The organism is Pseudomonas sp. FG13 (genome assembly GCF_057809755.1).
In genome coordinates this window covers 46,974-71,851 of sequence record NZ_JBMDKO010000011.1, presented here as the reverse complement: position 1 = coordinate 71,851, position 24,878 = coordinate 46,974, and the positions used below count along the sequence as shown (strand labels likewise).

General features: G+C 60.4%; 27 protein-coding genes. 8 read left to right on the top strand and 19 right to left on the bottom strand.

Annotated elements, in window-relative coordinates; translation table 11 throughout:
• Positions 1-2: 2 nt before the first annotated feature.
• Positions 3-554, bottom strand: a complete 552-nt coding sequence (gene infC, locus ACODTO_RS12215) for a translation initiation factor IF-3 (RefSeq protein WP_169432615.1) — start codon at positions 552-554, stop codon at positions 3-5.
• Entirely contained in the window at positions 554-2,476 is a 1,923-nt protein-coding gene (thrS, locus tag ACODTO_RS12210; protein ID WP_024779373.1) for a threonine--tRNA ligase, read from the bottom strand. Before thrS ends, infC begins: the two co-directional genes overlap by 1 nt.
• A gap of 490 nt (positions 2,477-2,966) precedes the next feature.
• Between thrS and ACODTO_RS12205 the strand changes: the two genes are divergently transcribed.
• Together ACODTO_RS12205 and ACODTO_RS12200 are read left to right on the top strand one after the other, a co-directional pair.
• Positions 2,967-3,269, top strand: coding sequence for a hypothetical protein (locus ACODTO_RS12205; protein WP_139644399.1), 303 nt, complete (start codon positions 2,967-2,969; stop codon positions 3,267-3,269).
• A 290-nt stretch (positions 3,270-3,559) separates the two neighbouring features.
• Positions 3,560-3,772 (top strand): cold-shock protein, encoded by a 213-nt coding sequence (locus ACODTO_RS12200; RefSeq protein WP_003179963.1) that lies wholly within the window; start codon positions 3,560-3,562, stop codon positions 3,770-3,772.
• A gap of 68 nt (positions 3,773-3,840) precedes the next feature.
• Here ACODTO_RS12200 and ACODTO_RS12195 read toward each other — a convergent pair whose 3' ends face one another.
• The gene (locus tag ACODTO_RS12195; protein WP_139644401.1) at positions 3,841-4,152 is read right to left on the bottom strand and encodes an I78 family peptidase inhibitor; all 312 of its coding nucleotides are present in this window, start codon (positions 4,150-4,152) and stop codon (positions 3,841-3,843) included.
• 163 nt (positions 4,153-4,315) lie between these two features.
• The gene (locus tag ACODTO_RS12190; RefSeq protein ID WP_139644403.1) at positions 4,316-4,621 is read right to left on the bottom strand and encodes a hypothetical protein; all 306 of its coding nucleotides are present in this window, start codon (positions 4,619-4,621) and stop codon (positions 4,316-4,318) included.
• A gap of 129 nt (positions 4,622-4,750) precedes the next feature.
• On the opposite strand from ACODTO_RS12190, the gene ACODTO_RS12185 reads away from it, so the two are divergent.
• On the top strand, positions 4,751-4,948 hold the full coding sequence (locus ACODTO_RS12185; RefSeq protein WP_139644405.1) for a hypothetical protein: 198 nt from the start codon (positions 4,751-4,753) through the stop codon (positions 4,946-4,948).
• 124 nt (positions 4,949-5,072) lie between these two features.
• On the opposite strand, the gene ACODTO_RS12180 is transcribed toward ACODTO_RS12185, so the two are convergent.
• From ACODTO_RS12180 to ACODTO_RS12150, 7 genes are read right to left on the bottom strand one after another with little or no spacing between them, the layout of a single operon-like run.
• Positions 5,073-6,101, bottom strand: coding sequence for a nucleoside hydrolase (locus tag ACODTO_RS12180; protein WP_139644407.1), 1,029 nt, complete (start codon positions 6,099-6,101; stop codon positions 5,073-5,075).
• Positions 6,102-6,123: 22 nt separating this feature from the next.
• The gene (rbsD, locus tag ACODTO_RS12175) at positions 6,124-6,528 is read right to left on the bottom strand and encodes a D-ribose pyranase (RefSeq protein ID WP_489106493.1); all 405 of its coding nucleotides are present in this window, start codon (positions 6,526-6,528) and stop codon (positions 6,124-6,126) included.
• Entirely contained in the window at positions 6,525-7,439 is a 915-nt protein-coding gene (gene rbsK / locus ACODTO_RS12170; RefSeq protein WP_139644411.1) for a ribokinase, read from the bottom strand. The genes rbsD and rbsK overlap by 4 nt, the downstream gene beginning before the upstream one ends.
• A gap of 23 nt (positions 7,440-7,462) precedes the next feature.
• The gene (locus ACODTO_RS12165; RefSeq protein ID WP_175362044.1) at positions 7,463-8,482 is read right to left on the bottom strand and encodes a LacI family DNA-binding transcriptional regulator; all 1,020 of its coding nucleotides are present in this window, start codon (positions 8,480-8,482) and stop codon (positions 7,463-7,465) included.
• 3 nt (positions 8,483-8,485) lie between these two features.
• Positions 8,486-9,463 (bottom strand): ABC transporter permease, encoded by a 978-nt coding sequence (locus ACODTO_RS12160; RefSeq protein WP_041024377.1) that lies wholly within the window; start codon positions 9,461-9,463, stop codon positions 8,486-8,488.
• Positions 9,460-11,013 carry a sugar ABC transporter ATP-binding protein gene (locus ACODTO_RS12155; RefSeq protein WP_489106492.1) on the bottom strand — a complete coding sequence of 518 codons (1,554 nt, stop codon included), beginning with the start codon at positions 11,011-11,013 and terminating at the stop codon, positions 9,460-9,462. Before ACODTO_RS12155 ends, ACODTO_RS12160 begins: the two co-directional genes overlap by 4 nt.
• Positions 11,014-11,069: 56 nt before the next feature.
• Positions 11,070-12,026: a sugar ABC transporter substrate-binding protein gene (locus ACODTO_RS12150; protein ID WP_041024379.1), complete on the bottom strand. Its 957-nt coding sequence runs from the start codon at positions 12,024-12,026 to the stop codon at positions 11,070-11,072.
• Positions 12,027-12,314: 288 nt separating this feature from the next.
• On the opposite strand from ACODTO_RS12150, the gene ACODTO_RS12145 reads away from it, so the two are divergent.
• Both ACODTO_RS12145 and ACODTO_RS12140 read left to right on the top strand, forming a co-directional pair.
• Positions 12,315-12,614: a DUF1654 domain-containing protein gene (locus tag ACODTO_RS12145; RefSeq protein ID WP_052126365.1), complete on the top strand. Its 300-nt coding sequence runs from the start codon at positions 12,315-12,317 to the stop codon at positions 12,612-12,614.
• 5 nt (positions 12,615-12,619) lie between these two features.
• The gene (locus ACODTO_RS12140; RefSeq protein WP_047700657.1) at positions 12,620-13,309 is read left to right on the top strand and encodes an endonuclease; all 690 of its coding nucleotides are present in this window, start codon (positions 12,620-12,622) and stop codon (positions 13,307-13,309) included.
• 133 nt (positions 13,310-13,442) lie between these two features.
• On the opposite strand, the gene ACODTO_RS12135 is transcribed toward ACODTO_RS12140, so the two are convergent.
• Complete coding sequence (locus ACODTO_RS12135; protein WP_139644417.1) at positions 13,443-13,808, bottom strand: SPOR domain-containing protein; 366 nt, start codon at positions 13,806-13,808, stop codon at positions 13,443-13,445.
• 248 nt (positions 13,809-14,056) lie between these two features.
• Here ACODTO_RS12135 and csrA point away from each other — a divergent pair, with 248 nt between their 5' ends.
• Positions 14,057-14,251: a carbon storage regulator CsrA gene (csrA, locus tag ACODTO_RS12130; RefSeq protein ID WP_003179932.1), complete on the top strand. Its 195-nt coding sequence runs from the start codon at positions 14,057-14,059 to the stop codon at positions 14,249-14,251.
• A 197-nt stretch (positions 14,252-14,448) separates the two neighbouring features.
• Here the strand turns inward: csrA and ACODTO_RS12125 are convergent, their stop codons facing one another.
• The 3 genes from ACODTO_RS12125 to ACODTO_RS12115 form a co-directional block, all read right to left on the bottom strand.
• Complete coding sequence (locus ACODTO_RS12125) at positions 14,449-14,904, bottom strand: DUF2214 family protein (protein WP_489106491.1); 456 nt, start codon at positions 14,902-14,904, stop codon at positions 14,449-14,451.
• A 253-nt stretch (positions 14,905-15,157) separates the two neighbouring features.
• The gene (gene cysS, locus ACODTO_RS12120) at positions 15,158-16,540 is read right to left on the bottom strand and encodes a cysteine--tRNA ligase (protein ID WP_175362040.1); all 1,383 of its coding nucleotides are present in this window, start codon (positions 16,538-16,540) and stop codon (positions 15,158-15,160) included.
• A 21-nt stretch (positions 16,541-16,561) separates the two neighbouring features.
• Positions 16,562-18,259 (bottom strand): glutamine--tRNA ligase/YqeY domain fusion protein, encoded by a 1,698-nt coding sequence (locus ACODTO_RS12115; RefSeq protein WP_139644424.1) that lies wholly within the window; start codon positions 18,257-18,259, stop codon positions 16,562-16,564.
• A gap of 249 nt (positions 18,260-18,508) precedes the next feature.
• Between ACODTO_RS12115 and ACODTO_RS12110 the strand changes: the two genes are divergently transcribed.
• Both ACODTO_RS12110 and ACODTO_RS12105 read left to right on the top strand, forming a co-directional pair.
• On the top strand, positions 18,509-19,012 hold the full coding sequence (locus ACODTO_RS12110; protein ID WP_024781009.1) for a peptidylprolyl isomerase: 504 nt from the start codon (positions 18,509-18,511) through the stop codon (positions 19,010-19,012).
• On the top strand, positions 19,009-19,761 hold the full coding sequence (locus ACODTO_RS12105; RefSeq protein WP_175362038.1) for a UDP-2,3-diacylglucosamine diphosphatase: 753 nt from the start codon (positions 19,009-19,011) through the stop codon (positions 19,759-19,761). Before ACODTO_RS12110 ends, ACODTO_RS12105 begins: the two co-directional genes overlap by 4 nt.
• 141 nt (positions 19,762-19,902) lie before the next feature.
• Here ACODTO_RS12105 and ACODTO_RS12100 read toward each other — a convergent pair whose 3' ends face one another.
• The 4 genes from ACODTO_RS12100 to ACODTO_RS12085 form a co-directional block, all read right to left on the bottom strand.
• Positions 19,903-21,432, bottom strand: coding sequence for a DHA2 family efflux MFS transporter permease subunit (locus ACODTO_RS12100; RefSeq protein WP_139644426.1), 1,530 nt, complete (start codon positions 21,430-21,432; stop codon positions 19,903-19,905).
• A gap of 182 nt (positions 21,433-21,614) precedes the next feature.
• Positions 21,615-22,814 carry an HlyD/EmrA/EmrK family protein gene (locus ACODTO_RS12095; protein WP_139644428.1) on the bottom strand — a complete coding sequence of 400 codons (1,200 nt, stop codon included), beginning with the start codon at positions 22,812-22,814 and terminating at the stop codon, positions 21,615-21,617.
• 15 nt (positions 22,815-22,829) lie between these two features.
• Positions 22,830-24,299, bottom strand: coding sequence for an efflux transporter outer membrane subunit (locus tag ACODTO_RS12090; protein ID WP_489106490.1), 1,470 nt, complete (start codon positions 24,297-24,299; stop codon positions 22,830-22,832).
• Positions 24,296-24,769 carry a MarR family winged helix-turn-helix transcriptional regulator gene (locus ACODTO_RS12085; protein ID WP_041022605.1) on the bottom strand — a complete coding sequence of 158 codons (474 nt, stop codon included), beginning with the start codon at positions 24,767-24,769 and terminating at the stop codon, positions 24,296-24,298. Before ACODTO_RS12085 ends, ACODTO_RS12090 begins: the two co-directional genes overlap by 4 nt.
• Positions 24,770-24,878 lie beyond the last annotated feature (109 nt).

The window sequence follows — 24,878 nt, the reverse complement described above, 5'->3', positions numbered from 1 at the left end:
GATTACTTCTTCTTTTTCGGGGCGATGACCATGATCAGCTGGCGTCCTTCCATCTTAGGATGCTGTTCGACCGAACCGTACTCGAGCAGGTCTTGTTCAACCCGCTTGAGGAGTTCCATCCCCAGCTCCTGGTGGGCCATCTCACGGCCGCGGAATCGCAAGGATACCTTGGCCCTGTCCCCGTCACTCAGGAAACGTACCAGGTTGCGCAGTTTTACCTGGTAATCCCCTTCCTCCGTCCCTGGACGAAACTTGATTTCTTTTACCTGAATCTGCTTCTGGTTTTTCTTCGCCGCAGCAATCTGTTTCTTCTTCTCGAAGATCGACTTGCCGTAGTCCATCACCCGGCAAACGGGTGGGACTGCGTCTGCGGAAATTTCCACCAGATCAAGCTTGGCTTCTTCAGCAATACGAAGCGCTTCATCAATCGAGACGATGCCAATCTGCTCGCCGTCAGCGCCAATTAACCGAACCTCGCGTGCCGAGATATTCTCGTTGATCGGGGCCTTCGGTGCAGCTCGTTTATCTTGTCTCATTTCACGCTTAATAATAATTACTCCGAATCTGGGCGACCACGCCGGGAAACCGCTTGCGCGAGGAACTCGGCGAATTCGGCGACGGGCATCGAGCCCAGGTCAGCACCTTCACGAGTACGCACAGCGACAGTCTGCATCTCGACCTCCCGATCTCCAATAACCAAGAGAAAGGGAACCTTGAGCAAAGTATGCTCGCGGATTTTAAAGCCGATCTTTTCATTTCTCAAGTCAGACTTGGCACGAAATCCGCTTTGGTTGAGAGTTTTTTCGACCTCAGCGGCAAAATCTGCCTGTTTATCAGTGATATTCATGATCACTGCCTGGGTCGGCGCCAGCCACGCAGGGAACGCGCCCTCGTAATGCTCGATCAGGATCCCGACGAAACGCTCGAAGGAACCGAGGATCGCACGGTGAAGCATGACCGGGTGCTTGCGACTGTTGTCTTCGGACACGTATTCGGCGCCCAGACGGATCGGCAGGTTGAAATCGAGCTGCAAGGTACCACATTGCCAGACGCGACCCAGACAATCTTTCAGGGAGAATTCGATCTTCGGACCGTAGAAAGCCCCTTCCCCCGGTTGCAGGTCGTATGCAAGGCCCGCGCTATCGAGGGCGGCCGCCAATGCGGCTTCGGCGCGATCCCACAGCTCGTCGGAGCCCACGCGTTTTTCCGGACGAGTGGACAGCTTCATCTCGACTTCGGTGAAGCCGAAGTCGCGGTAGACGTCCATGGTCAGCTTGATGAACGCAGCGGATTCAGCCTGCATCTGCTCTTCGGTGCAGAAGATGTGCGCATCGTCCTGGGTAAATGCACGCACGCGCATGATGCCGTGCAACGCACCCGACGGCTCGTTACGATGGCACGCACCGAACTCGGCCAGACGCATTGGCAGCTCGCGGTAGCTTTTCAGGCCCTGGTTGAACACCTGCACGTGGCATGGGCAGTTCATCGGCTTGATGGCGTAGTCGCGGTTTTCCGACTGGGTGGTGAACATGTTGTCCGCGTAGTTGGCCCAGTGCCCGGATTTCTCCCACAGGCTGCGGTCCACCACTTGCGGCGTCTTGATCTCCAGGTAGCCGTTTTCACGCTGGACCTGACGCATGTACTGCTCGAGCACCTGGTACATCGTCCAGCCGTTAGGGTGCCAGAACACCATGCCCGGGGACTCTTCCTGGGTATGGAACAGGCCCAGGCGCTTGCCGATCTTGCGGTGATCGCGCTTCTCGGCTTCCTCGATGCGCTGGATGTAGGCCGCCAATTGCTTCTTGTCAGCCCAGGCAGTGCCGTAGACGCGCTGCAACTGCTCGTTCTTCGCGTCGCCACGCCAGTAGGCACCGGACAGCTTGGTCAGCTTGAAGGACTTCAGGAAACGGGTGTTCGGCACGTGCGGACCGCGGCACATGTCGACGTATTCTTCGTGGTAGTACAGGCCCATGGCCTGCTCGTCCGGCATGTCTTCCACCAGACGCAGCTTGTAGTCCTCGCCACGGGCCTTGAAGACTTCAATGACTTCGGCGCGCGGGGTGACTTTCTTGATGACGTCGTAATCTTTCTCGATCAGCTGCTGCATGCGCTGTTCGATAGCGGCCATGTCGTCTGGGGTAAAAGGACGCTCGAAGGCGATGTCGTAATAGAAGCCTTCGTCGATGACCGGCCCGATGACCATCTTCGCGCTCGGGTACAACTGCTTGACCGCATGGCCGACCAGGTGCGCGCAAGAGTGACGAATGATCTCCAGTCCCTCTTCATCCTTGGGGGTGATGATTTGCAGCGTGGCGTCGCTGTCGATGACATCACTGGCATCGACCAGTTTGCCGTTGACCTTGCCGGCCAGGGTGGCCTTGGCCAGGCCAGCACCGATGGATGCGGCGACCTCGGCTACGGATACCGGATGATCGAATGAACGTTGACTGCCGTCGGGAAGAGTAATAGTTGGCATGGCGCCTCCTCTCCTAGTGGTGACCCCTACCAAAGGTCACGTGGGTTGGGATGAGCCAGTACAAGATCCAGTCCAGGCCATTCAATCATGAACGCCTGCCTTACAGCGGCAGGAGCCTTGCGGCCAACCGGGAAACCGAACCAGAGTGACTGGGATTCAAATCAGGGTTATTCGAACATTTGCCGCTGCCGGGACCTGTCGTCATCCGGTGCCTGAAAATACCCGAGCCCGGCATGCTAGCACAGATGAACGGTCATCGCCGTGCTCGAATTGCAGCCTGTGGGAGCAAAGCTTGCTCGCGATCAGGTATAACAGCCGACCACAATGTTTCAGGCCCGCCCTACTATCGCGAGCATCGCGAGCAAGCTTTGCTCCCACAGGCCCTGCTCGCACCAAGCGTAAACCCCTGGTTTTTATGCCAGAGTGCTGAACTGAAACGCCCCGCAATACCTCTGATAACAAGACATCGACCCAAAAGGAGCATCCCAGCATGCGTCTGAACACGTTATTGGCAGCAGTCGCCCCCTTCGCCCTGCTACTCCCGCTGACCGCCCACGCCGATTGGCCAAAGGGCGAGCGTGAGAAATACATGGCCCAGTGCACTCAGGCGGCCACACCTCAGATCGGCGCGGCAGCAGCCAAGTCCCACTGCGCCTGTGGCGCCGATGCGATCAAATCCTATCCGGCCGCCGACATCCAGGCCCTGATGGACAACAAGGCGCCCGTGGAATTGCAGCAGAAGGCACTCGGACAGATCGCCAAATGCAAGGCTGATCCCTCGAAGAAAAAATGAGCAAACAGGCCTTTGAAGACCGCCTTGAGCCCATGAAAAACTCCGAATTTGCCTTTTTTCAGACGAATTTTGCAGGTTTTACAGCTTTTTTTATCGCCTTTACACTTGGCTGAAAGCCTTTAAAACCGGGGCTTTCAGCGGGTCAAGGCAGTAAAGAAAAGACGACTGTTCGGCAAACAGCACGTCCGGGGGGCTCCCAAATCGAACATTTCGACTATGATACCCAGGTGTGCCCAGTTGGCCTGAGCAGCACAGCACTACTGAAAATATATGTTTCTTGGAGATACACCATGTCTAATCGCCAAACCGGCACCGTTAAATGGTTCAACGATGAAAAAGGCTTCGGCTTCATCACTCCTCAAGGTGGCGGTGACGACCTGTTCGTACACTTCAAAGCTATCGAAAGCGACGGTTTCAAAAGCCTGAAAGAAGGCCAAACCGTTTCCTTCGTGGCTGAGAAAGGCCAAAAGGGTATGCAAGCTGCACAAGTTCGCCCAGAGTAATTTCTCGGCGCGCTAAAAAAACCCCGTCCATGTGACGGGGTTTTTTATGGGCGGTTGAAAACGGCGGCTCAGCCGCAGTTCACCCGATTGACCACCAGGTTGGCATCGGTATTGAGATTCAGGCGATCGGAGCGGTACTCAAGCGTCACCATGTCGTTGGGCTTGAGGATCCGGGCAATCTGCGCGCCGGACCGGGTGCGGGCCTGTTCCAGCAATTGCGGCGAGGCCTGTTTGCCGATGGCAAATTCGGCGGCCTTTGCTTCGCAGCGGTCGTAATGGGTCTCGGCGGCAACCGGATCAGGGGACGATTCAGCGCTGCTGCAACCGTGCAAGAACCCGGCGGCCAGCAAAATACCCAATGACGCGAGCTTCCAAGGCATGAAGCCTCCTTTCTTTGATCAATAAACAGAGAGCGTGCGACAACCCAAACGAAGCTTGGTTTCAACGGAAGGGCCGCTCTAGCGCTCCCACCTGGAAAACCGGCAGTTTGCCTGAGCCGACACCTCCGGTCAGACATGAATCGTGACTGAATATGTTCGACACTCAATAAACGTCAATGTAGTCGAAAGGTGGATTCGGCCAATTGTCTTTCAGGGCATTGTAGATCTGCATGACCCAGACCTCGTCACTGGCAGCGACCCGTCCGACATATCCCGACCCCTTTGCCCACGTTTCGAGCCGAAACAGCAAGCCATCGATGTCGGTCCCCCCCACCACACCCGAAGACAGATAGGCGATACCGCCCTTGGTCACGCGCAATTGCGTGTGTTCGTCGTCGCTGGCCGATGCCAGCAACTGGCGAACGGCGTCGAGGGTCAGCCCGTCAGGCGCGTTCAAATCGATCTGCACGGCGAACTCCTTGAACAATTAAAGAAACAAGTGTCGCACAGCCCTTACCCGATGCCTAAGTCGCAGTGCCAAACCCTGGGCAAAAGTGGTTAACTCAACCTACAGACCTCTCAACCCGCGAGTCCTGCCATGAGCATCATCAGCATCGAAGCCACCATCAATGCCAAATGGTCGGAGGGCCACAGCTCCTATAGCCCTGGCAGCCCCGAGGAACTGGCAATCATTGGTATAGAGCTGTTGGTGAAGGAATTGGGCACGGAGGTGGCCCGGAACTTCATCCAGCAAGCATTCGAACGCTACCCGAGCGCCATCGATGCCGTGAAGTGAGGCGACACCAGGAACCGGTGGGAGCCGAGCTTGCTCGCGATGGCGGCGGACCAGCCAACATTATTGTCGACTGAAAATCCTATCGCGAGCGGCTCGCGCCCACGGGTCTTGTGCTTGAGGCGGATTACTTGAGACGCGCCAGACGCTCGGTCAACAGGTCAAAGAAGCCCTGGGCATCGCCATTTTCCACCCAGAATGCATTCTTGGGCGCCTTCAGGCCGTCGTACCAGTCCACGATGGTCTGCCCGAAGGTCGGTCCCTCGCGGCTGTCCACCACGACATTGACCGAGCGACCGGTGAACAGCTGCGGCTTGAGCAGGTAGGCAATCACCGTCGCGTCATGCACCGGCCCGCCCGACATGCCGTAGTGCTCCATATCGCCCTTGACGTATTCGTTGAGGATATCGCCCACCAGCTTGCTGGCATTGTTGTTCACGGCCGCGATCTGCTTGAGGCGAGCTTCACTGGTGAGGATCTTGTGGGTCACGTCCAGCGGCAGGTAGGTCAGCTTCACACCGCTTTTGGCGACCACCTCGGCGGCCTGCGGGTCGGCGAACAGATTGAATTCGGCCACCGGCGTGATGTTGCCGCCATTGAAGTGCGCGCCACCCATGACCACCACTTCCTTGATGCCCTGGACGATGTCCGGCTCCTGGATCAGCGCCAGGGCCAGGTTGGTCTGCGGACCGAGCATGGCAATGGTGATGCTGTGGGGTTTGGCCGTCTTGAGGGTGTCGATCAGGTAGTTGACGGCGTTGCCCTTGGCCAACCCTTTTTTCGGCTCATGGACGGTGACACCCGACAGGCCTTCCTTGCCATGGATGTTTTCCGCGTAGATAGGGGTGCGCATCATCGGCTTCGGCGCACCGGCGTATACCGGCACGTCTTCGCGCCCTGCCCATTCCCGGGCCAGACGAGCGTTGCGGGAGGTCTTGTCCAGGCGCACGTTGCCCGCAACGGTGGTCAGCGCACGGATCTGCAATTCTTCGGGGGATGCCAGGGCAAACAACAAGGCGACCACGTCGTCGGCCCCGGGATCGGTGTCGATGATCAGATCGATTTTTTCCGCCGCCTGGGCGCTCGTAGCGGTGATCAGTGACAACAGCAGCAGACTCCGGAACAGTTGATGCATTTTCTGAGCATAGCGGTGCATGGTGCACTCCTTGTGCGGGGTTTTAGAAGGTGACTCCAGCAATCAGTACAACGTTGCAGTACGGAGAGCATTCTCCTGTGCGAACAATCGCCCGAGCTTGTCGGCTGAGGACCTTGAATTGCTCATGACTGACCAACTCCCGTGCCCCCATTGCACCTTCGGTCTGCAACGATTCCAGCGTCGACAGGGCCGAGGGTTGCTTATCGAAGATTTCAGTGGCCAACACATGGCTTTCCACCTGCATTTCGCTGAGCACCACTTTCAGGGTACTGACGAAATCGGGAATGCCGTGGGTCAGGGCCAGGTCGATCAACTCGACCCCGGGAGGGACCGGCAGCCCGGCATCACCAATGACCACCTTATCGCCATGACCGAGGGAGGCGATCAGTCGTGAGAGGGCCACATTCAACAAGGGTGTCTTTTTCATGATTGAAAAGCCTGTACTTCCAGCAAAGTGGGGATGGAGGGCTGGGCCCCGACACGGGTGACCGACAGCGCCGCGGCGACCTGACCGAAACGAATCGCCTCGACTTCGGTTTTTCCATTGGCCAGGGCCGCCGCGAAGCCACCGACAAAGGTATCCCCCGCCGCCGTGGTGTCCACAGCCTTGACCCGCGGCGCCGGGAAGTGTTCGAAGCTAGAGCCGTTGGCGAACATCAGCCCTTGGGCGCCCAGCGTCACGACCACCTTACCGGCGCCGGCGGCGATCAACTGCGCCGCGGCCGCTTCGGCGGTTTCCAGGGAGTCCACCGCCAGCCCGCTCAGCATGGCCGCTTCGCTTTCATTGGGAATCAGGTAGTCGACACACGCGTACCAGTCGGCTGGAAGCGCACGGGAAGCCGGTGCCGGGTTGAGAATGACGATCTTGCCCAGCTCGCGGCCGCGCTTGAGTGCATGGCCGACCGTGGCGTCGGGCACTTCGAGCTGGCAGATGATGACATCGGCGTCTTGCAGCGCCTGGTCGAAACCGTCCAGGACCTCAGGCGTGAGGGCACCATTGGCACCCGCGACGATGACAATCGCATTCTGGCTGTTGTCATCGACCACGATCAACGCCACGCCGCTGGCCCCCTCCACGACGCTGACCGCCTGGCAATCGATGCCCTCGGCCAGCAGCGCGCCTCGCAACTCCTGGCCATAGGCATCACTGCCCACGCACCCGACCATGGACACTTGCGCGCCCAGGCGCGCGGCAGCCACCGCCTGGTTGGCGCCCTTGCCCCCCGCAATGGTGGAGAACGACTCGCCGATCAGCGTTTCACCGCCCCGGGGCAGACGCGGCGCGCGCGTCACCAGGTCCATGTTCAGGCTGCCAATTACCACTACTTTTGCAGACATACGTCACTACTCATCCATTCGGTTCAGCGGTACTGGGCGAATGCGCCGGACAGCGGCGCAGTCGACTCTCGCAAGACAATGCTGGGCGTCACGATCCGTTGATCAGTGGCAAGCCCGGGCGCGGCGATCCGCCGCAACAACACTTCCGCCGCCATTTCGCCAAGTTGCAGGATCGATTGCCCCACCGTGGTCAGCGCCGGATAGACATAGCGGCTCATCTGGATATCGTCGAAACCGATGACCGACAGTTCGCTGGGCACCCGCACATTGCGCTCGGCGGCGGCTCGCAGCACACCGATGCCAATCATGTCGTTGGCCGCAAAAATCGCGCTGGGTGGCTGGCGTTCAAGCAACTCGGCTGCGGCGCGGTAACCGCCCGTGCTGGTGAAATCGCTTTCGAGCATACGCTCGACGGGCAGTTCGATCCCCGCCTCTTTCAGCGCACGGCAGTAACCGGCCAGGCGCATCTGCGCCACGCTGGTGTCCGCCGGCCCGCCGATAAAGGCGATATCGTGGTGCCCCAACTCCAGCAGGTGCCGGGTCGCCAGGTACGCGCCATATTCGTGATCGATGCGCACCAGGTCCGCATCGACGCCGTCCAGCCCACGGTCGACGATGACCATGGGCGTGCGCACGCCGGCCAGTCCCTGAGCCAGGCCGGCGTCGCCACCGGCGGAAGCGACGATCAGGCCATCAATGCGTTTTTCCAGCAGCACCCGCAGGTAACTGCGCTGCTTGTCCGGGTTGTCGTCGGAGTTGCACAGGATCACGCAATAACCGTTGCGCTCGCAGTAATCCTCGATCCCCCGGGCCAGTTCGGCAAAGTAAGGGTTGAGGCTGTTGGGCACCAGCAGGCCAATGGTCGCCGTGGTCTTGGCCTTGAGGGAACGGGCTACCGCGCTGGGAACATAGTCGAGGCGCTTGATCGCCGCCTCGACCTTGAGCCGCACCTCTTCGCTGACCGGCCGGGTCTTGTTTACGACATGGGACACCGTCGTATAGGAAATCCCCGCGAGCGCCGCTACATCCTTGATCGTCGCCATGGCTCAGGACCGCCGGCTGGCGCGTTGGCTGCGGTAGGTGTCCAGCACCACCGCGACCACGATCACCGCACCGGTGATGATGCGCTTGGTCGGCTCGGTCGCGCCGATCTGCGCCAGGCCCGCCGCCAGCACGGAGATGATCAACACGCCAAAGAAGGTACTGATGACCGAACCGCGCCCGCCCATCAGACTGGTACCACCGATCACCACGGCGGCAATGACCTGCAGCTCGAGCCCGGAACCCGCATTCGGGTCCGCTGCCTCCAGACGGGAAATCTGGAACAGCGCCGCCACACCGGCCAGCAAGCCCATCAGGCTGAATACCAGGATCTTGTAGGGTTTCGGATTGATACCGGCCAGGCGCACCGCTTCTTCGTTGGTGCCGATGCCGATCAGGTAGCGACCGAACACCGTACGGGTCAGAACGGCCTGGGCAATGAAGATCACCAGCAAGGCAATGATGAAGGACGGTGAAATACCGAACGCAATCGGGTTGGACAACCAGGCGAAGGAGTCGCCGATATAAGCCGTCCGGGACCCGGTCATCTGGTACGCAAGGCCGCGGGCCATCTCCAGCACGCCCAGGGAGACGATGAACGATGGAATCCGCCAGGCCACGGTAATCGAACCGGTGACGGTCCCCGCCAGCGCCGCCACGGCCATGCCCAGCAAGGCCGAGGGCCAGACGCTCCAGCCCCAACCGAGCACGGCGACGCTGACCGTCGAGGCCGCCAGCGCCAGCACCGAGCCCACCGACAGGTCGATGCCGCCGATGATCAGGATGAACGTCATGCCGACCGCCAGCACCATGAGGTCGGGAATCTGGTTCGCCAGGGTGCTGAACGTGTCATAGGAAAGGAAGTGGCTGCTCAGGACCGAGAACAGCGCGACCATGGCCAGCAGCGCGCCGGCCAGGCCCAGGTAGGTGCCGAGGCCATAGAAGTTGCCACTCGGCTTGCTGACGGCAGATGCGGTTTTCATGAAAATTCCCTAGGCGCCGCTTCGTTGAGCAACGCGTCACGTTTCTGGTAGCCGGCGAATGCGGCGGCAAGCAAGTCATCCTGGGTCCAGCTGTCGCGCTCGAAGGTGTCGATCAGGCGTCCGGCGGACAGCACGCCGATCCGGTCACAGATCAGCATCAGCTCCCGCAGATCGCTGGACACCACGACCAGCGCCTTGCCCTGGCGGGTCAATTCGCCAAGCAACGCATAGATGTCGAATTTCGCGCCGACGTCGATACCACGGGTGGGCTCGTCGAACAACAGCACCGAACAATCGCGTTCGAGCCAGCGACCGATCACCACCTTTTGCTGATTGCCACCCGACAATTCAGACACCAGCTGTGTCGGGCTGGAGCTGCGGATGCGCATGGCATCGATCTGCCGCCGGGCCAGGGACAGTTCGTCGCTGCCGTTGACGATACCGGCACTGGAAATCTCCGGCATGTTACCCAAGGCGATGTTGGCGGCAATGGATTGGGTCAACAACAAGCCCTCGCCCTTGCGGTCCTCGGTGATCAAGGCAATGCCATGGGCCACCGCATCGGCCGGCGAGCGGATATTGGCGACGGTGGCCGGTGAACCCAACGCCACGGTCCCGCTGTCGGCTGCATCGGCGCCGAAGATCAGCCGCAGCAGTTCGGTACGCCCTGCCCCGATCAGGCCGGAGATGCCGAATATCTCGCCACTGCGGACTTCGAAGGACACATCGCGAACCTTGTCGGAACGGCTCAGGCTCTTGACGGTCAGTGCCGGCGCACCGATCTGCCGTGGGCCCAGGTCGATGTGCTCGCCCAGCTCCCGACCGACCATCAGCGTCACCAACTGCTCGCTGTTGTAATTGGCCATCGGCTCGACGCAGACCAGATTACCGTCGCGCAGCACCGCAATGCGCTGGGCGACCCGTGCCAGCTCTTCGAGGCGATGGGAAATATAAATGATCGAAACGCCCCGGGCCTGCAAGCGAGTGATCTGTTCGAACAACATCTCGACCTCGCGCGCCGTCAGCATGGCGGTCGGCTCGTCGAGAATCAGCACATGGCAATCGCCAATCAGGTTGCGGGCGATCTCGACCATCTGCTGGTGACCGATGCCCAGCTCGCCGACCGGGGTGTCGGGATCGATTGCATCGAGCCCTACCTGCGCCATGGCTGTCATCGCGGCCTTGCGCAACTGCTTGCGGCTGATCCAGCCGGCACGACTGGGCAGGTTGTCGAGGAACAGGTTCTCAGCCACGGACAGGGTCGGCAGCAGGTTGAGTTCCTGCATGACCATCCGCACGCCCAGCTCTTCGGCCTGGGTACGGCTGCCGGGGCGATAATCCTGTCCCTGGAATTGCATCTGCCCGGTCGTCGGTGTCACCAACCCACCGATGATCTTGGACAGGGTACTTTTACCGGCGCCATTTTCACCGGTCAGTGCCAATACCTCACCACGCATCAACGTCAGGTCGATGTCGGTCAGTACTGGCTGGGCATAGGTTTTACCGATGCCACTGACAGTCAGGACAGCGTTCGGGTCGAAAACGGACATAAAGACTCTCCATGTGCTCGCCCGAATGGGCGAGCACCACTACATCGCCAGGACGATTACTTCGTAACCAGCTCGACCGGCGTTTCGATCACACCGTTGGCACCGCTGTCGACTTTCTCGCCCTTGAGGATCTTAAGGGCCGTCTCGATACCGAAGACCGCCTGCTTGGCGGCAAACTGGTCGGCGGTCGCCAGGACACGACCATCCTTGAGCATGGGTTTGATGGCGTTGATGTTATCGTAACCGACCACCTGCACCTTGCCTGCCTTGCCGGCGGCACGCACCGCCGACACCGCGCCCACCGCCATGCTGTCGTTACCGGCCAGCAACGCCTTGATGTTCGGGTATTCGCTGAGCATCGACGCGGCCACCTGGTTGCCCTTGTTGATTTCCCAGTCGCCCGATTGCAGGGAAACGACCTTGACCTGCGCCGCCTCCATTGCATCCTTGAAGCCTGCGGTCCGCGCCTGGGCATTGGTGGTGGTGGACACACCTTCGATGATGCCGACCTCGTCACCGGCCTTGAGCTGCTTGGCGAGGTATTCACCGACCAGGCGCGCACCCTTGCGGTTGTCGGGGCCTACGAACGGCACGTTGATGTTCTTGCTCTTGACCACGGCGGGGTCGAGTTGGTTGTCGATGTTGATCACCGTGATACCGGCGTCGACGGCTTTCTTGATCACCGGCACCATGGCCTTGGAATCGGCGGGCGCGATGATGAGGGCGTCGACCTTGGACACGATCATCTGCTCGACGATGCGGATCTGGTTGGCTGTGTCGGTTTCATCCTTGATCCCGTTGGAGATCAGGTCGAAATCGGCGGAGTGTTCCTTCTGATAGGCCTTGGCGCCGTCTTCCATGGTCAGGAAGAATTCGTTGGCCAGGGATTTCATGACCAGGGCGACCTTGGGTTTTTCAGCGGTCTGGGCGAATGCCGAGGAGAACGGCAACGCAGTGGATGCGGCCGCGAGCATGGCGACAGCGAGAAGGCGTCCAGCGAATGGCAACTTCATGGGTTCACTCCGATCTTATGATTATTGTGAGCAAATCAGTGCACGGAACGCCGCGCAAACGTTTGCGTGAAGTGAACTATGGTAAGGCTTTGGGGATTTGTCAACGTTGCGGTTGCGTTCACAGGGTCTAGTGATCACGCCACCGCTTCGAACCCATCGCGCTGGACAGCGTACCTGAAGTTACCGCTGTCAGCTTTTCAGTCTTAGCGATAAATAATCATTTTTTCCCACACCAAAACGTCAAAAGCGCTGTCAGACGATTTTCTTGAATTTTAAGCAGTTGCGTAAATGCCTACGGTTAAATACTGTATGCACGTACAGCTTAATAAGGATAATCCTGTGGCCACGCCCTCCGCTGCAACTACCCCCTTAGATTCCTATACAAAACTCGGCCTGCGGGTCTCGAAAATCATCAACGCCCCCACCGCACAAAAAGCCAAGGCAGCCCTGATCTTTCGCCTTCCCGACGAACCCATGGAGGAATGGGAGCGCCTGCTGGAAGAAATCGACGAGAACGACAACGTGACCCTCGCCTATCGCGACGATGGTGGTGTGCAGGTTTTCTGGGTAGTGCCGAAGGAAGATTGAGTCCGATGAAAGTCCGCTGTGTTGCTTTACTGCTTGTGCTCATCGCCACAGGCGCCCAGGCCGGGGCCCCTCGTACCTTCAACGAAGCCAAGAAAGTCGCCTGGAAACTCTACGCCCCGCAATCCACCGAGTTCTATTGCGGCTGCAAGTACACCGGCAATCGCGTCAACCTGGCGGCTTGCGGTTATGTACCGCGCAAGAACGCCAGTCGCGCCGCCCGTATCGAATGGGAACATATCGTTCCGGCGTGGCAGATCGGTCATCAGCGTCAGTGCTGGCAACAAGGCGGGCGCAAGAACTGCACCCGCTACGACCCGGTCTATCAACGGGCCGAAGCCGATCTTCACAACCTGGTGCCCAGCATCGGGGAAGTGAACGGTGATCGGAACAACTTCAGCTTCGGCTGGCTGCCGGTGCAAAAGGGCCAATACGGCTCATGCCTGACCCAGGTGGATTTCAAGGCGAAGAAAGTCATGCCACGGCCGTCCATTCGAGGAATGATCGCCCGAACATATTTCTACATGAGCAAGCAATATGGCCTGCAACTGTCGAAACAGGACCGGCGCCTGTACGAAGCCTGGGACAAGACCTACCCGGTGGAAAGCTGGGAACGCCAACGCAACCAGAGCGTGGCCTGCGTCATGGGGCGTGGTAACGAGTTCGTGGGCCCGGTGGACCTGAAAGCCTGCGGCTGACCTGTATTTGTGAACAGCACAAAGCAACTGTGGGAGCGAGCCTGCTCGCGATAGCGGTATGTCAGTCACTTCAGCATCGACTGATTCACCGCTATCGCGAGCAGGCTCGCTCCCACAGGTTTGTTCTATCCGATCATTGAGCCGTCGGGAAATCCACCACCTGCGTCTCGATGTTACGCTTCTTGGCCCGAACCAGAGCTGCAGTGACCTGCTCATGCTTGGCCTCGGCCTCGGCCTTGGAGCTGAACGGTCCGACCAGGACCCGCTCCTTGCCATTTTCCCTGACCACGCTCGACATGAAGCTATGCTCGATCAGCCATCCGGTCAGGTCGCTGATAGCCTGCGGCGTCTCGCCCCGAACCTCGACCCCCCATTGCGGCGCAGCAGCGACTGCTGGTGCGGAGGACGCGAATGGCTTCGGCTTCGGTGCTTCGACCTCACGCCCCTCACCGCATCCCGCCAGCATCAACACCGCGATAACCCAAGCCAATTTGCGCACAACGTTTCCTCTGGAAGACATGAGGGAAAGATTTTAGCACTCACATCCACCAAGAACCCCGCAAACAGTACGCAAAACACGAGAATCCTGCCCGGTCTCTCTGTATAGTCGCACCCTGGGAATTAATGCTGCATCTGCACGTCAGAAAGAGGCACCCACATTGTGCCACTTAGCACTAATCTATAAGCAGTACCGACATCTGCACTGTCTGAATCAGGTGCCCTAATAAAGTAATCAAGGAGAACACCATGCTGATACTCACCCGCAAAGTCGGTGAAAGCATAAACATTGGTGACGACATCACGATCACCATTCTGGGCGTTAGCGGCCAACAGGTCCGTATCGGCATCAATGCCCCGAAAAACGTCGCCGTGCATCGCGAAGAGATCTATCAGCGCATTCAGGCGGGCCTCACTGCCCCCGACAAGCCGCAAACTCCCTGAGCCTTGCAGCAGTCCGTAGCCAGCCCGTTTGCATCATCGCATTGGCTGGCTAAAGATTCGGGCCGTCCGTGCCTCCCTCCGCGTCACCCCGCCCCTGCTTCTGCGTCCACCCCGTGACACCGATATTAATGCCATGACTCGTAGCATGGCTGTCGGACGTTTCGTTTTAATGGCGATGAAGCGGGTGTTCGTGCCAGTCAGCTCATGCTCACGCCCCGGGCCATGCCAGTGGCGGCGACCACCATCAATACCATCAGCAAGGCTTCGATGTGACTGATCCGGGCCAACCGGCCGGCTTTTGAAGCGTCGACCGTTGTCCCTTTGCCCAGCGCCACTCGCCATTTGATCAAGGTGATCATCGGCACGAGTTCAAGCAGCAGGATCAACAGGAGCAAGGTCATCTTCAGATGAAACAAGGGTTGATGCAGGTAATAGTCCGTGCCTTTCTCATAGCCGCCGAAAGCGCGCATCCCGCCGGTCACCAGCAGGACCAGGGCCGACAGGCCCCACACGGTATCCGCCATCAATACGTTTCGAACCGCATCCGCACCACCGGCCAAGCGTCGCAGCGCCGTACCGCGCGTGAGCACTGCCCACAAGCCGAGGGCGAACGCCAGGAGATGAATTGCCGCGAGAGACCAATGAGCCAACATGGAAGGTACCCGTCAGAGAGAACGTCGAATCGACCTGACAGTACTAGCTCATAAAAGAAAGATCGGAAGGCTGGACACAAAAAATTGTGGGAGCGAGCTTGCTCGAGATAGCGGTTCAGCACTCAACGAAGGTGTTGATTGATCTGACGCTATCGCGAGCAGGCTCGCTCCCACAGAGATCGGGGATGTACATGGGTGCCGGGTTCACCCGGAACAATGTGGGAGCGAGCAGGCTCGCTCCCACATGAAGGCCCTAGTCAGCCAAGCGCCAGGTTGTCCCGCCCTTCCCGTCTTCCAGCACTACGCCCATGGCGGTGAGCTGGTCGCGGATGCGGTCGGATTCGGCCCAGTCCTTGTTGGCCCGCGCGTTCAGGCGCGCCTGGATCAATGCCTCGACCTCGGCAGCGTCCACACGGCCTTCGGCGCCGGCCTGGAGGAAGTCGTCTGCCTCGAGCTGCAACACACCCAGCACGCTGGCCAGTTCCTTCAAGCGTGCCGCCAGGCCCGCCGCTGCATTGAGATCGCTCTCACGCAAGCGGTTGATCTCGCGCACCATCTCGAACAGCACCGCGCACGCTTCCGGCGTACCGAAGTCGTCGTTCATCACCTCGGTAAACCGCGCCACGAATGCCTCGCCACCGGCGGCCGGCACGTTCGGCAGGCCTTTCAACGCATGGTAGAAACGCTCCAGGGCGCCCTTGGCGTCCTTGAGGTTGTCTTCCGAGTAGTTGATGGCGCTGCGGTAGTGACTTGACACCAGCAGGTAACGCACGACCTCGGGGTGGTACTTGTCGAGCACGTCGCGGATGGTGAAGAAGTTGTTCAAGGACTTGGACATCTTCTCGCCGTTGATCCGGATCATGCCGCAATGCATCCACGCGTTGGCGTAGGTCTTGCCGGTGGCTGCTTCGCTCTGGGCGATCTCGTTTTCGTGGTGCGGGAACTCCAGGTCGCTGCCGCCGCCATGAATATCGAAGGTCTCGCCCAGGCAGCAGGTAGACATCACCGAGCATTCGATGTGCCAGCCCGGACGGCCCTTGCCCCACGGCGAATCCCAGCTCGGCTCACCCGGCTTGGCGGCTTTCCACAGTACGAAATCCAGCGGGTCCTGTTTCGACTCGCCGACTTCGATCCGCGCGCCGATGCGCAGGTCTTCGATCTTCTTGCGCGACAGCTTGCCGTAGCCCATGAACTTGCCGACGCGGTAGTACACGTCGCCATTGCCCGGCGCGTAGGCATAACCCTTGTCGATCAGGGTCTGGATCATCGCATGCATGCCAGGGATATGATCGGTGGCCCGCGGCTCCATGTCCGGCTTGAGGATATTGAGGCGCGCCTCATCCTCGTGCATCGCCGCGATCATGCGCTCGGTCAACGCCTCGAACGACTCGCCGTTCTCGTTGGCACGGTTGATGATCTTGTCGTCGATGTCGGTGATGTTGCGTACATACGTCAGGTCATACCCACTGAAACGCAGCCAGCGGGTCACCAGGTCGAAGGCGACCATGCTGCGGCCGTGGCCCAGGTGGCAGAAGTCGTACACGGTCATGCCGCACACGTACATGCGCACCTTGTTGCCATCCAGCGGCTTGAAGACTTCTTTGCTCTTGGTGAGCGTGTTGTAGATCGTAAGCACAGGGTTTCCCTTAAGACTTGATCACTGACCCCAGGAATCGCGCAAGGTCACGGTACGGTTGAATACCGGGCTACCTGGTTTCGAGTCCTTGATATCCGCGCAGAAGTAGCCTTCGCGCTCGAACTGGAAACGGTCCTCCGGCAGTGCGTTGCCCAGCGAGGGTTCGGCACGACAACCAGTAAGCACTTGCAGGGAGTCAGGGTTGATGTTGTCCAGGAAGCTGGCGCTGTCTTCGGCCTTTTCCGGGTTCGGCGAGCGGAACAGGCGATCGTACAGGCGCACTTCGCACTCGACGCTGGCGGCGGCCGGCACCCAGTGGATCACGCCCTTGACCTTGCGACCCTCCGGGTTCTTGCCCAGGGTGTCGGGATCGTACGAGCAACGCAGCTCGACGATATTGCCGTCGGCGTCCTTGATGGCTTCGTCGGCACGGATCACGTAGCTGCCGCGCAAACGCACTTCACCGGCCGGCTCCAGGCGCTTGTAGCCTTTTGGCGGCTCTTCCATGAAGTCTTCACGGTCGATGTAGATTTCCCGGGCGAACGGCAGGACGCGCACGCCCATGTCTTCTTTCGGGTGGCGAGGCAGCTCGAGGTTCTCGACCTGGCCTTCCGGGTAATTGGTGATGACGACCTTCAGCGGACGCAGCACGCACATGGCACGCGGAGCGCTCTGGTCCAGGTCCTCGCGGATGCTGAATTCCAGCATGCCGAAGTCCACCACGCCGTCGGAACGGTTGGTGCCGACCATCTCGCAGAAGTTGCGGATCGATTTCGGCGTATAGCCACGACGACGGAAGCCCGACAGCGTCGACATGCGCGGGTCGTCCCAGCCGTTGACGTGCTTTTCATCCACCAGTTGCTTGAGCTTGCGCTTGCTGGTGATGGTGTAGTTCAGGTTCAGACGGCTGAATTCGTACTGGCGCGGGTTGGCCGGCACCGGCAGGTGCTCGAGGAACCACTCGTACAGCGGACGATGGCTTTCGAACTCCAGGGTGCAGATCGAGTGGGTGATGCCCTCGATGGCGTCCGACTGACCGTGGGTGAAGTCATAGTTCGGGTAGATGCACCACTTGTCACCGGTCTGGTGGTGATGGGCGTGACGGATGCGGTACATGATCGGGTCGCGCAGGTTCATGTTCGGCGAGGCCATGTCGATCTTGGCCCGCAGCACCCGCGCGCCGTCCGGGAACTCGCCGGCGCGCATGCGAGCGAACAGGTCCAGGTTCTCCTCCACGCTGCGATCACGGAACGGGCTGTTCCGGCCCGGCTCGGTCAGGCTGCCACGGTATTCCCTGGCCTGCTCCGGCGTCAGGTCGCAGACATAGGCCTTACCGGCCTTGATCAGCTCGACCGCCCAGTCGTGCAACTGGTCGAAATACTGCGAGGCATAGCGCACTTCACCGGACCATTGGAAACCCAGCCACTTGACGTCGCTTTCGATCGCGTCGATGTATTCCTGGTCTTCCTTGGCCGGGTTGGTGTCGTCGAAACGCAGGTGCGTGACGCCACCGAACTCCTCGGCCAGGCCGAAGTTCACGCAGATCGACTTGGCGTGGCCGATGTGCAGGTAGCCGTTGGGCTCCGGCGGGAAACGGGTGACGATCTGTGTGTGCTTACCCGAATCCAGGTCCGCCTGGATGATCGGGCGCAGGAAATTGACCGGTACGGCCGGGCCGGTCTTCGAATTCGAGGTAGGGTCGACAGTGGGCTTGCTCATAGGATCCTTGAACTTACAAGTGCGCGGCCGGGTGCGGCCTGATAAATCAAAGCCCGTATCATAGCCGATGCTGTCAAGCCGCTGACAGGCCAGGCCGGCAAACGATTGAATTTAATCGGCCGCTGGGTGAAAAACCGCCTCGAATTTCGTGCCTGGCACGCTAAACTGCCCAACCTGGCCGATTGCAGCCAGACCGGTTGCGGGCTTCCGGGCCCCGAAACCCACGAATTCCTAGAAAGAGTAGTCATCATGAGCAAAGTCAAACTGACCACCAACCACGGCGACATCGTCCTGGAACTGAACGCCGAGAAGGCGCCAAAGACCGTTGCCAACTTCATTGAATACGTCAAGAAGGGTCACTACGAGAACGTCGTGTTCCACCGCGTGATCAAGGGCTTCATGATCCAGGGCGGTGGTTTCGAGCCTGGCATGCAGGAAAAGAAGGACAAGAGCCCGAGCATCCAGAACGAAGCCGACAACGGCCTGCCGAACAAGAAATACTCCATCGCCATGGCGCGCACCATGGATCCGCATTCGGCATCGGCCCAGTTCTTCATCAATGCCAGCGACAACAGCTTCCTCAACCACACTGCCAAGACCGCTCAGGGCTGGGGCTATGCGGTATTCGGTGAAGTGATCGAAGGCCAGGACGTGGTCGACAAGATCGAAGGCGTTGCCACCACCTCCAAGGCCGGCCACCAGGACGTTCCAAAGGATGACGTGATCATCGAGAAAGCCGAGATCATTGAGTGATCCTACTGATTTCAGATTTGCATCTGGAAGAGGAGCGCCCGGATATCACCCGGGCGTTTCTGGATTTACTCGCCACCCGCGCCCGCTCGGCGCAGGCGTTGTACATTCTCGGCGACTTCTTCGAAGCGTGGATCGGTGACGATGCCATGACGCCGTTCCAGCGTTCCATCTGCCAGGCCCTGCGCGAACTCAGCGACAGCGGCACGGCCATTTTCCTGATGCATGGCAATCGCGACTTCATGCTGGGGCAAGCCTTCTGCAAGGCGGCTGGCTGCACCCTGATCAAGGACCCGAGCGTCGTGCAATTCAATGGCGAACCGGTGCTGCTGATGCATGGCGACAGCCTCTGCACCCGCGACGAAGGCTACATGAAGCTGCGGCGCTGGCTGCGCAACCCGGTCACGCTGTTCATCCTGCGCCACCTGCCACTGGGCAGTCGCCAGAAGCTGGCGCGCAAGCTGCGCAGCGAAAGCACGACCCAGGTGCGGATGAAAGCCAACGACATCGTCGACGTCACCCCCGAGGAAATTCCGCGGATCATGCAGCACTATGGCGTGAAGACCCTGATCCACGGCCACACCCACCGCCCCGCTATCCATAAGTTGCAACTCGGCGAACACGCCGCCCGGCGCATCGTGTTGGGGGATTGGGACAAGCAGGGTTGGGCGTTACAGGTGGATGAACAGGGGTTTGCGTTGGCACCGTTTGGGTTTGCCCCACCACCATTGCTGGCAGCCCCCACCGACTGACAGACACAGCCCCCTTGTGGGAGCGACCTGTGGGAGCAAAGCTTGCTCGCGATGACTATCGCCGCCAGCATGGATGTTGACTGACACACCGCTGTCGCGAGCAAGCTTTGCTCCCACAGCGGATTGTGTTTCAGGTCCCGGTCAGTGCCCGCTGGCCGCCGGCCCCGCCTTCGCCGCAAATGGCGGCTTCGCCAGCCACACCAGCACGATCAAGCCCATGAACGCCCAGCCCAGCAGCGTGAAGTAATCCACGGTGGAGAGCATGTACGCCTGGCTGGTCAGAATGTGATCGAGCTGCGCATAGGCCGGCGGGCTCGCGCCGCCGAGCTGGTTGAGCGCCTCGCGGGTGGCCGGGTCGAAGGTGCTGATGCTCTCGCTCAGGTACGCATGGTGCTGGTCCGCCCGGCGGATCCAGATCCAGGTGGTCAGGGACGCGGCAAAGCTGCCCCCCAGGGTCCGCAGGAACGTGGCCAACCCCGCGCCGTCGGCAATCTGGTGCGGCGGCAGGTCGGACATCAGGATGCTCAAGGTCGGCATGAAGAACAGTGCCACCCCGATCCCCATGAACAGCTGCACCAGGGCGATGTGCTGGAAGTCCACTTCGTTGGTAAACCCGGCGCGCATGAAACAGCTCAGGCCGATGGCCAGGAATGCCAAGCCGGCCAGCAGGCGCAGGTCGAATTTATGGGCGTACTTGCCGACGAAGGGTGACATCAACACCGGCAGGATGCCGATGGGCGCCACGGCCAGCCCGGCCCAGGTGGCGGTATAGCCCATCTGCGTCTGTAACCATTGTGGCAGGATCAGGTTGATGCCGAAGAACCCGGCATAGCCGCCCACCAGCACGATGGTGCCGATGCGAAAATTGCGATAGGCAAACAAGCGGAGATTGACCACCGGGTGACGGTCAGTCATTTCCCAGATCACGAACACCGCCAGGGCAACCAGCGAAATCAACGCCCCAATAATGATGAAGTTCGACTCGAACCAATCCAGGTCGTTGCCCTTGTCGAGAATCACCTGGAGCGCGCCGACGCCGATGATCAGTGTGATCAGCCCGACGTAATCCATCGGCTGATAACTGGTCACCACCGGCCGCGCCTTGAGCTGCTGGCGCACCACCATCACCGCGAATACCCCGATGGGCACGTTGATAAAGAAGATCCACGGCCAGCTATAACTGTCGGTAATCCAGCCGCCCAGGATCGGCCCGGCAATCGGCGCCACCACCGTGACCATCGCCAGCAACGCCAGGGCCATCCCCCGCCTGGCGGGCGGATACACCGCAATCAGCAAGGTCTGGGTCATCGGGTACAGCGGCCCGGCCACCAGGCCCTGGAGCACGCGGAAGCCGATCAACTCCGGCATCGACGTGGAAATGCCGCACAGGAACGACGCAAGCACGAACAGCATCGTTGCCCATAAAAACAGCTTCACCTCGCCAAACCGACGGCTCAACCAGCCGGTCAGCGGGAGCGCGATGGCGTTGCTCACCGCGAACGAAGTGATCACCCAGGTGCCCTGCTCCGAGCTGACACCCAGGTTGCCGGAAATGGTCGGCAAGGCGACGTTGGCAATGGTGGTGTCGAGCACTTGCATGAACGTCGCCAGCGACAGCCCGATGGTGCTGAGCAACAGGCTGGGCGGCGAGAAAGACGCGTTATTGCTCATTGCGAAATCCTAGGAAGCGAAACGGACGTGAAACTCGCAGACGAATCCGGCGAAGAGAGGCCACCCCTGTGGGAGCGAGCCTGCTCGCGATAACGGTGTATCAGATGACATAAAAGTCGACTGTCATGCCGCCATCGCGAGCAGGCTCGCTCCCACAGGTCGATAGACGTCTCACCTGATCCTCAACGCTGCGCAGTCTTGCTCGCGGCAGCGCTGTTTTCGTGGATCAGGCGCGTGATCATCGCGTCGGCATCGGCCAGTTGGCGGTCGTAGACCTGGGTGCTGAACGAGGCTTTCTGCGGAGGTTGCTGGGCCAGGACCGGACCGCTCTGATCCCGCAGGTTGACGCTGACCACGGTGGACAGCCCGACCCGCAACGGATGCTTGGCCAATTCCTGGGCGTTGACATGAATGCGCACCGGCACCCGCTGGACGATCTTGATCCAGTTACCGGTGGCGTTCTGCGCCGGCAGCAGGGCAAACGCGCTGCCCGTTCCCGCGCCGAGGCTGTCGACGGTGCCGCTGTACTTCACATCGCTGCCGTAGAGGTCGGTTTCGATCTCCACCGGCTGGCCGATGCGCATCTCACGCAGCTGGGTTTCCTTGAAGTTGGCGTCGATCCACAGCTGATCCAGTGGAATCACGGCCATCAGCGCCGTGCCCGGCTGCACCCGTTGCCCCAGTTGTACGGTGCGTTTGGCGACATAACCGGTGACCGGCGCAATCAACGTGCTGCGGGCGTCGGCCAGGTAGGCCTGGCGCAACTGTGCGGCAGCGGCCTGCACGTCGGGGTGGGACGACACCACGGTGTCATCCACCAACGCGCTGGTGGTCTTGAGTTGTTGCCGAGCATTGGCGAGGGCGTTCTGCGCCGAGGTCAGGTCATCCCGGGCGTGGGACAGTTCTTCCTGGGAAATCGCCCCGCCGGCCGCCAGGTTACGGCGTCGGTTGTAGTTCTCCTGGGCCTTCTGCACCTCGGCTTCTTGCGCATTGACCTGCGCACGCATGCCGTCGACATTGCTGTACAACCCACGCACCTGGCGGACCGTACGGGCCAGGTTGGCCTGGGCACTCTGCAGGCCGACTTCGGCGTCGTTCGGGTCGAACTGCACCAGCACCTGGCCTTCGCGCACCAGGTCGCCATCGTCGGCACCGATGCTCACCACCGTGCCGTTGACCTGTGGCGTGATTTCCACCACGTTGCCGTTCACATAGGCATCGTCAGTGCTTTCGCTCCAGCGGCCGTACAGTTCATGCCAGGCCCAGACCCCCAGGCCGGCGAGAATGACGATCACTGCCAGCGCCAGCAGCATCACCTTGCGCTTGCGTGGGTTGTTGTCCTGTTGGTTTTCGGATGCTTGAGTATTTTCTGCGGTGGCCATGACAAATACCTCGAATCAGTTATGCGGCGTGGCGGAAACCGCCGTGGCCGAAGCCAGGGTGTCGGTCTCGAAACCGCCACCCAGGGCCTGCATCAATTGGATCGACAAATCGATCTGCTCGGCGTTCAGGGTCGCCAATTGGCGCTGGGCCTGGAGCAGTTGCTGCTCGATGCTCAGCACGTCCAGATAATTGCCGATGCCCGAGCCGTAGCGCTGGACCACGGTGTCGTAGGAACTCTGGGCAATATCGGTGGCGTGTTGCTGGGCCCCGATCTGCCGGGCGATGTCACGCAACTGGTTGATGGTGTCGCTGACATCCCCAAGGGCCGTGACCAGGCTCTTGTTGTATTGCGCCACCGCCAGGTCATAGTCGGCATCCCGGGCGTCCAGGTCCGCCCGCAGGCGCCCGCCGTCGAAAATCGGCAGCGACACCGTCGGCGCCACGTTGAAGAAGCGGCTGGCCGAACCGAACATCGCGTCACCCAACAAGGACTGCACCCCCGCCGCCGCGCTCAGGTTGAGGTTGGGGTAGAAGCTGGTCTTGCCGGCTTCGATGCTCTTGCTCGCCGCCTCGACCCGCCAGCGTGCCGCCACCAGGTCCGGGCGGCGCCCCAGCAACTCGGCCGGCAGGTTCGACGGCAACGCGACGGCACTGGCTTGCAACACATTGGGCCGAGCGATTTCGTTGCCACGGTCCGGGCCCTTGCCCAGCAGCACTGCCAAGGCGATCTTGGCGCTTTGCAGGCGTTTCTCCGTGTCGATCAGCGTCGCACTCGCGCTGGCTTCCAGGCTCTCGGTCTGTTGGAACTGGTATTCGCTGTCGATCCCGGCAGTGAGACGACGCTTGCTCAGATCAAGCATTTGCCGGGTGCGCTTGAGGTCTTCAGCGGCCAGGTCATGAATGATGTGGGCTTGCCCCAGGTCGCTGTAGGCCCGGGCCACGTCGGCGGCCAGGGTCAACTGCGCGGCCTGGCGGTCGATTTCCGCCGCGCGAGCCTGGCCCAATGCTGCTTCCCAGGCCGCCCGCTGGCCGCCCCAGAGGTCGAAGTTGTAATTGAAATCCACGCTCAGCGAACGCAGGGTGCTGTACGCACCGCCCTGCCCCGCCGGGTCCTGGTCACGGGCCAGCCGCGAACGGCTGACACTGCCGCTGGCATCCAGGGTCGGCAAGCGCGCCGCGTTGGCGGCGTAGGCAGCGGCACTGGCCTGATGCACCCGAGCGCCGGCGATCTGCATGTCCGGGCTGTCGCGCAGGGCTTCACGGATCAGACCGTCGAGTTGCGGGTCGCCCAGGCTGGACCACCAGTCGCTTTTCGGCCATGAAGCCGGCGACAGCTTGACGCCATTGAGGGATTGCCCGGCCTTGAGGTTCTGGGCCTCGAGGCTGACGCCTTCGGTCTTCAGGCCGCTGTAGCTGGCACAGCCCGCGAGGCTCATGGCCAGCAGCACCAGGCTCAACCGGGTACGCAAGGTTTTACGCTTCATTTGTCCCCCAGTCGCAACACAGTGATGGGATCACCGGCAGCGAGCAGTATTTTCTTGAGGATCTGTTCGAGGGTCTGCAACTCCTCGCGGCTGATGGCGCCAGCGAGTTGATTCATGGCATCGGCACCGATGTAGGGCAGGCGATCGGCGAGCCCCTGGCCGGCTTCGGTCAGGACCAATCGCACCTGCCTGCGGTCCTCGGCCGAACGCTGGCGAACCAGGAAACCCTTCTGCTCCAGGCGATCGAGCATGCGCGTCATCGAGCCGCTGTCCAGGGACAGGTAACGGCACAGTTCGGCCGGCGTATCGATGCCGTGCTGGGCCATGATGATCAGCACCTTGAACTGCGCAGCCGTAATGCCGACCGGCTCCATGTGCGTGTCGATGATCCGGTCTTTGAGCAGCGCGGCCCGTCCGAGCAGCATGCCGAGGTGACAGTTGTGGAATTCGTCTGGAGTGAAATGCTTCATCAGGACACCGTTTGCTGCCTAGGCAGTGAATGTATGTCGAGATATTACTGCTTAGGCAGCAAATGTCAAACAAATCGTTAGCAGGCTACATAAAAGTCCGACGAACGCA

Bases quoted from the DNA above. Each gene is read 5' to 3' on its own strand.
- rbsD (WP_489106493.1), bottom strand. From the start codon at position 6,528: ATGAAAAAGACACCCTTGTTGAATGTGGCCCTCTCACGACTGATCGCC.
- ACODTO_RS12110 (WP_024781009.1), top strand. From the start codon at position 18,509: ATGAGCAAAGTCAAACTGACCACCAACCACGGCGACATCGTCCTGGAA.
- ACODTO_RS12095 (WP_139644428.1), bottom strand. From the start codon at position 22,814: ATGGCCACCGCAGAAAATACTCAAGCATCCGAAAACCAACAGGACAAC.
- ACODTO_RS12140 (WP_047700657.1), top strand. From the start codon at position 12,620: ATGAAAGTCCGCTGTGTTGCTTTACTGCTTGTGCTCATCGCCACAGGC.
- ACODTO_RS12085 (WP_041022605.1), bottom strand. From the start codon at position 24,769: ATGAAGCATTTCACTCCAGACGAATTCCACAACTGTCACCTCGGCATG.
- ACODTO_RS12180 (WP_139644407.1), bottom strand. From the start codon at position 6,101: ATGCACCGCTATGCTCAGAAAATGCATCAACTGTTCCGGAGTCTGCTG.
- ACODTO_RS12205 (WP_139644399.1), top strand. From the start codon at position 2,967: ATGCGTCTGAACACGTTATTGGCAGCAGTCGCCCCCTTCGCCCTGCTA.
- ACODTO_RS12125 (WP_489106491.1), bottom strand. From the start codon at position 14,904: ATGTTGGCTCATTGGTCTCTCGCGGCAATTCATCTCCTGGCGTTCGCC.
- ACODTO_RS12090 (WP_489106490.1), bottom strand. From the start codon at position 24,299: ATGAAGCGTAAAACCTTGCGTACCCGGTTGAGCCTGGTGCTGCTGGCC.
- thrS (WP_024779373.1), bottom strand. From the start codon at position 2,476: ATGCCAACTATTACTCTTCCCGACGGCAGTCAACGTTCATTCGATCAT.
- ACODTO_RS12155 (WP_489106492.1), bottom strand. From the start codon at position 11,013: ATGTCCGTTTTCGACCCGAACGCTGTCCTGACTGTCAGTGGCATCGGT.
- ACODTO_RS12115 (WP_139644424.1), bottom strand. From the start codon at position 18,259: ATGAGCAAGCCCACTGTCGACCCTACCTCGAATTCGAAGACCGGCCCG.
- ACODTO_RS12145 (WP_052126365.1), top strand. From the start codon at position 12,315: ATGCCTACGGTTAAATACTGTATGCACGTACAGCTTAATAAGGATAAT.
- csrA (WP_003179932.1), top strand. From the start codon at position 14,057: ATGCTGATACTCACCCGCAAAGTCGGTGAAAGCATAAACATTGGTGAC.
- ACODTO_RS12185 (WP_139644405.1), top strand. From the start codon at position 4,751: ATGAGCATCATCAGCATCGAAGCCACCATCAATGCCAAATGGTCGGAG.
- ACODTO_RS12195 (WP_139644401.1), bottom strand. From the start codon at position 4,152: ATGCCTTGGAAGCTCGCGTCATTGGGTATTTTGCTGGCCGCCGGGTTC.
- ACODTO_RS12100 (WP_139644426.1), bottom strand. From the start codon at position 21,432: ATGAGCAATAACGCGTCTTTCTCGCCGCCCAGCCTGTTGCTCAGCACC.
- ACODTO_RS12165 (WP_175362044.1), bottom strand. From the start codon at position 8,482: ATGGCGACGATCAAGGATGTAGCGGCGCTCGCGGGGATTTCCTATACG.
- ACODTO_RS12200 (WP_003179963.1), top strand. From the start codon at position 3,560: ATGTCTAATCGCCAAACCGGCACCGTTAAATGGTTCAACGATGAAAAA.
- ACODTO_RS12150 (WP_041024379.1), bottom strand. From the start codon at position 12,026: ATGAAGTTGCCATTCGCTGGACGCCTTCTCGCTGTCGCCATGCTCGCG.
- rbsK (WP_139644411.1), bottom strand. From the start codon at position 7,439: ATGTCTGCAAAAGTAGTGGTAATTGGCAGCCTGAACATGGACCTGGTG.
- ACODTO_RS12160 (WP_041024377.1), bottom strand. From the start codon at position 9,463: ATGAAAACCGCATCTGCCGTCAGCAAGCCGAGTGGCAACTTCTATGGC.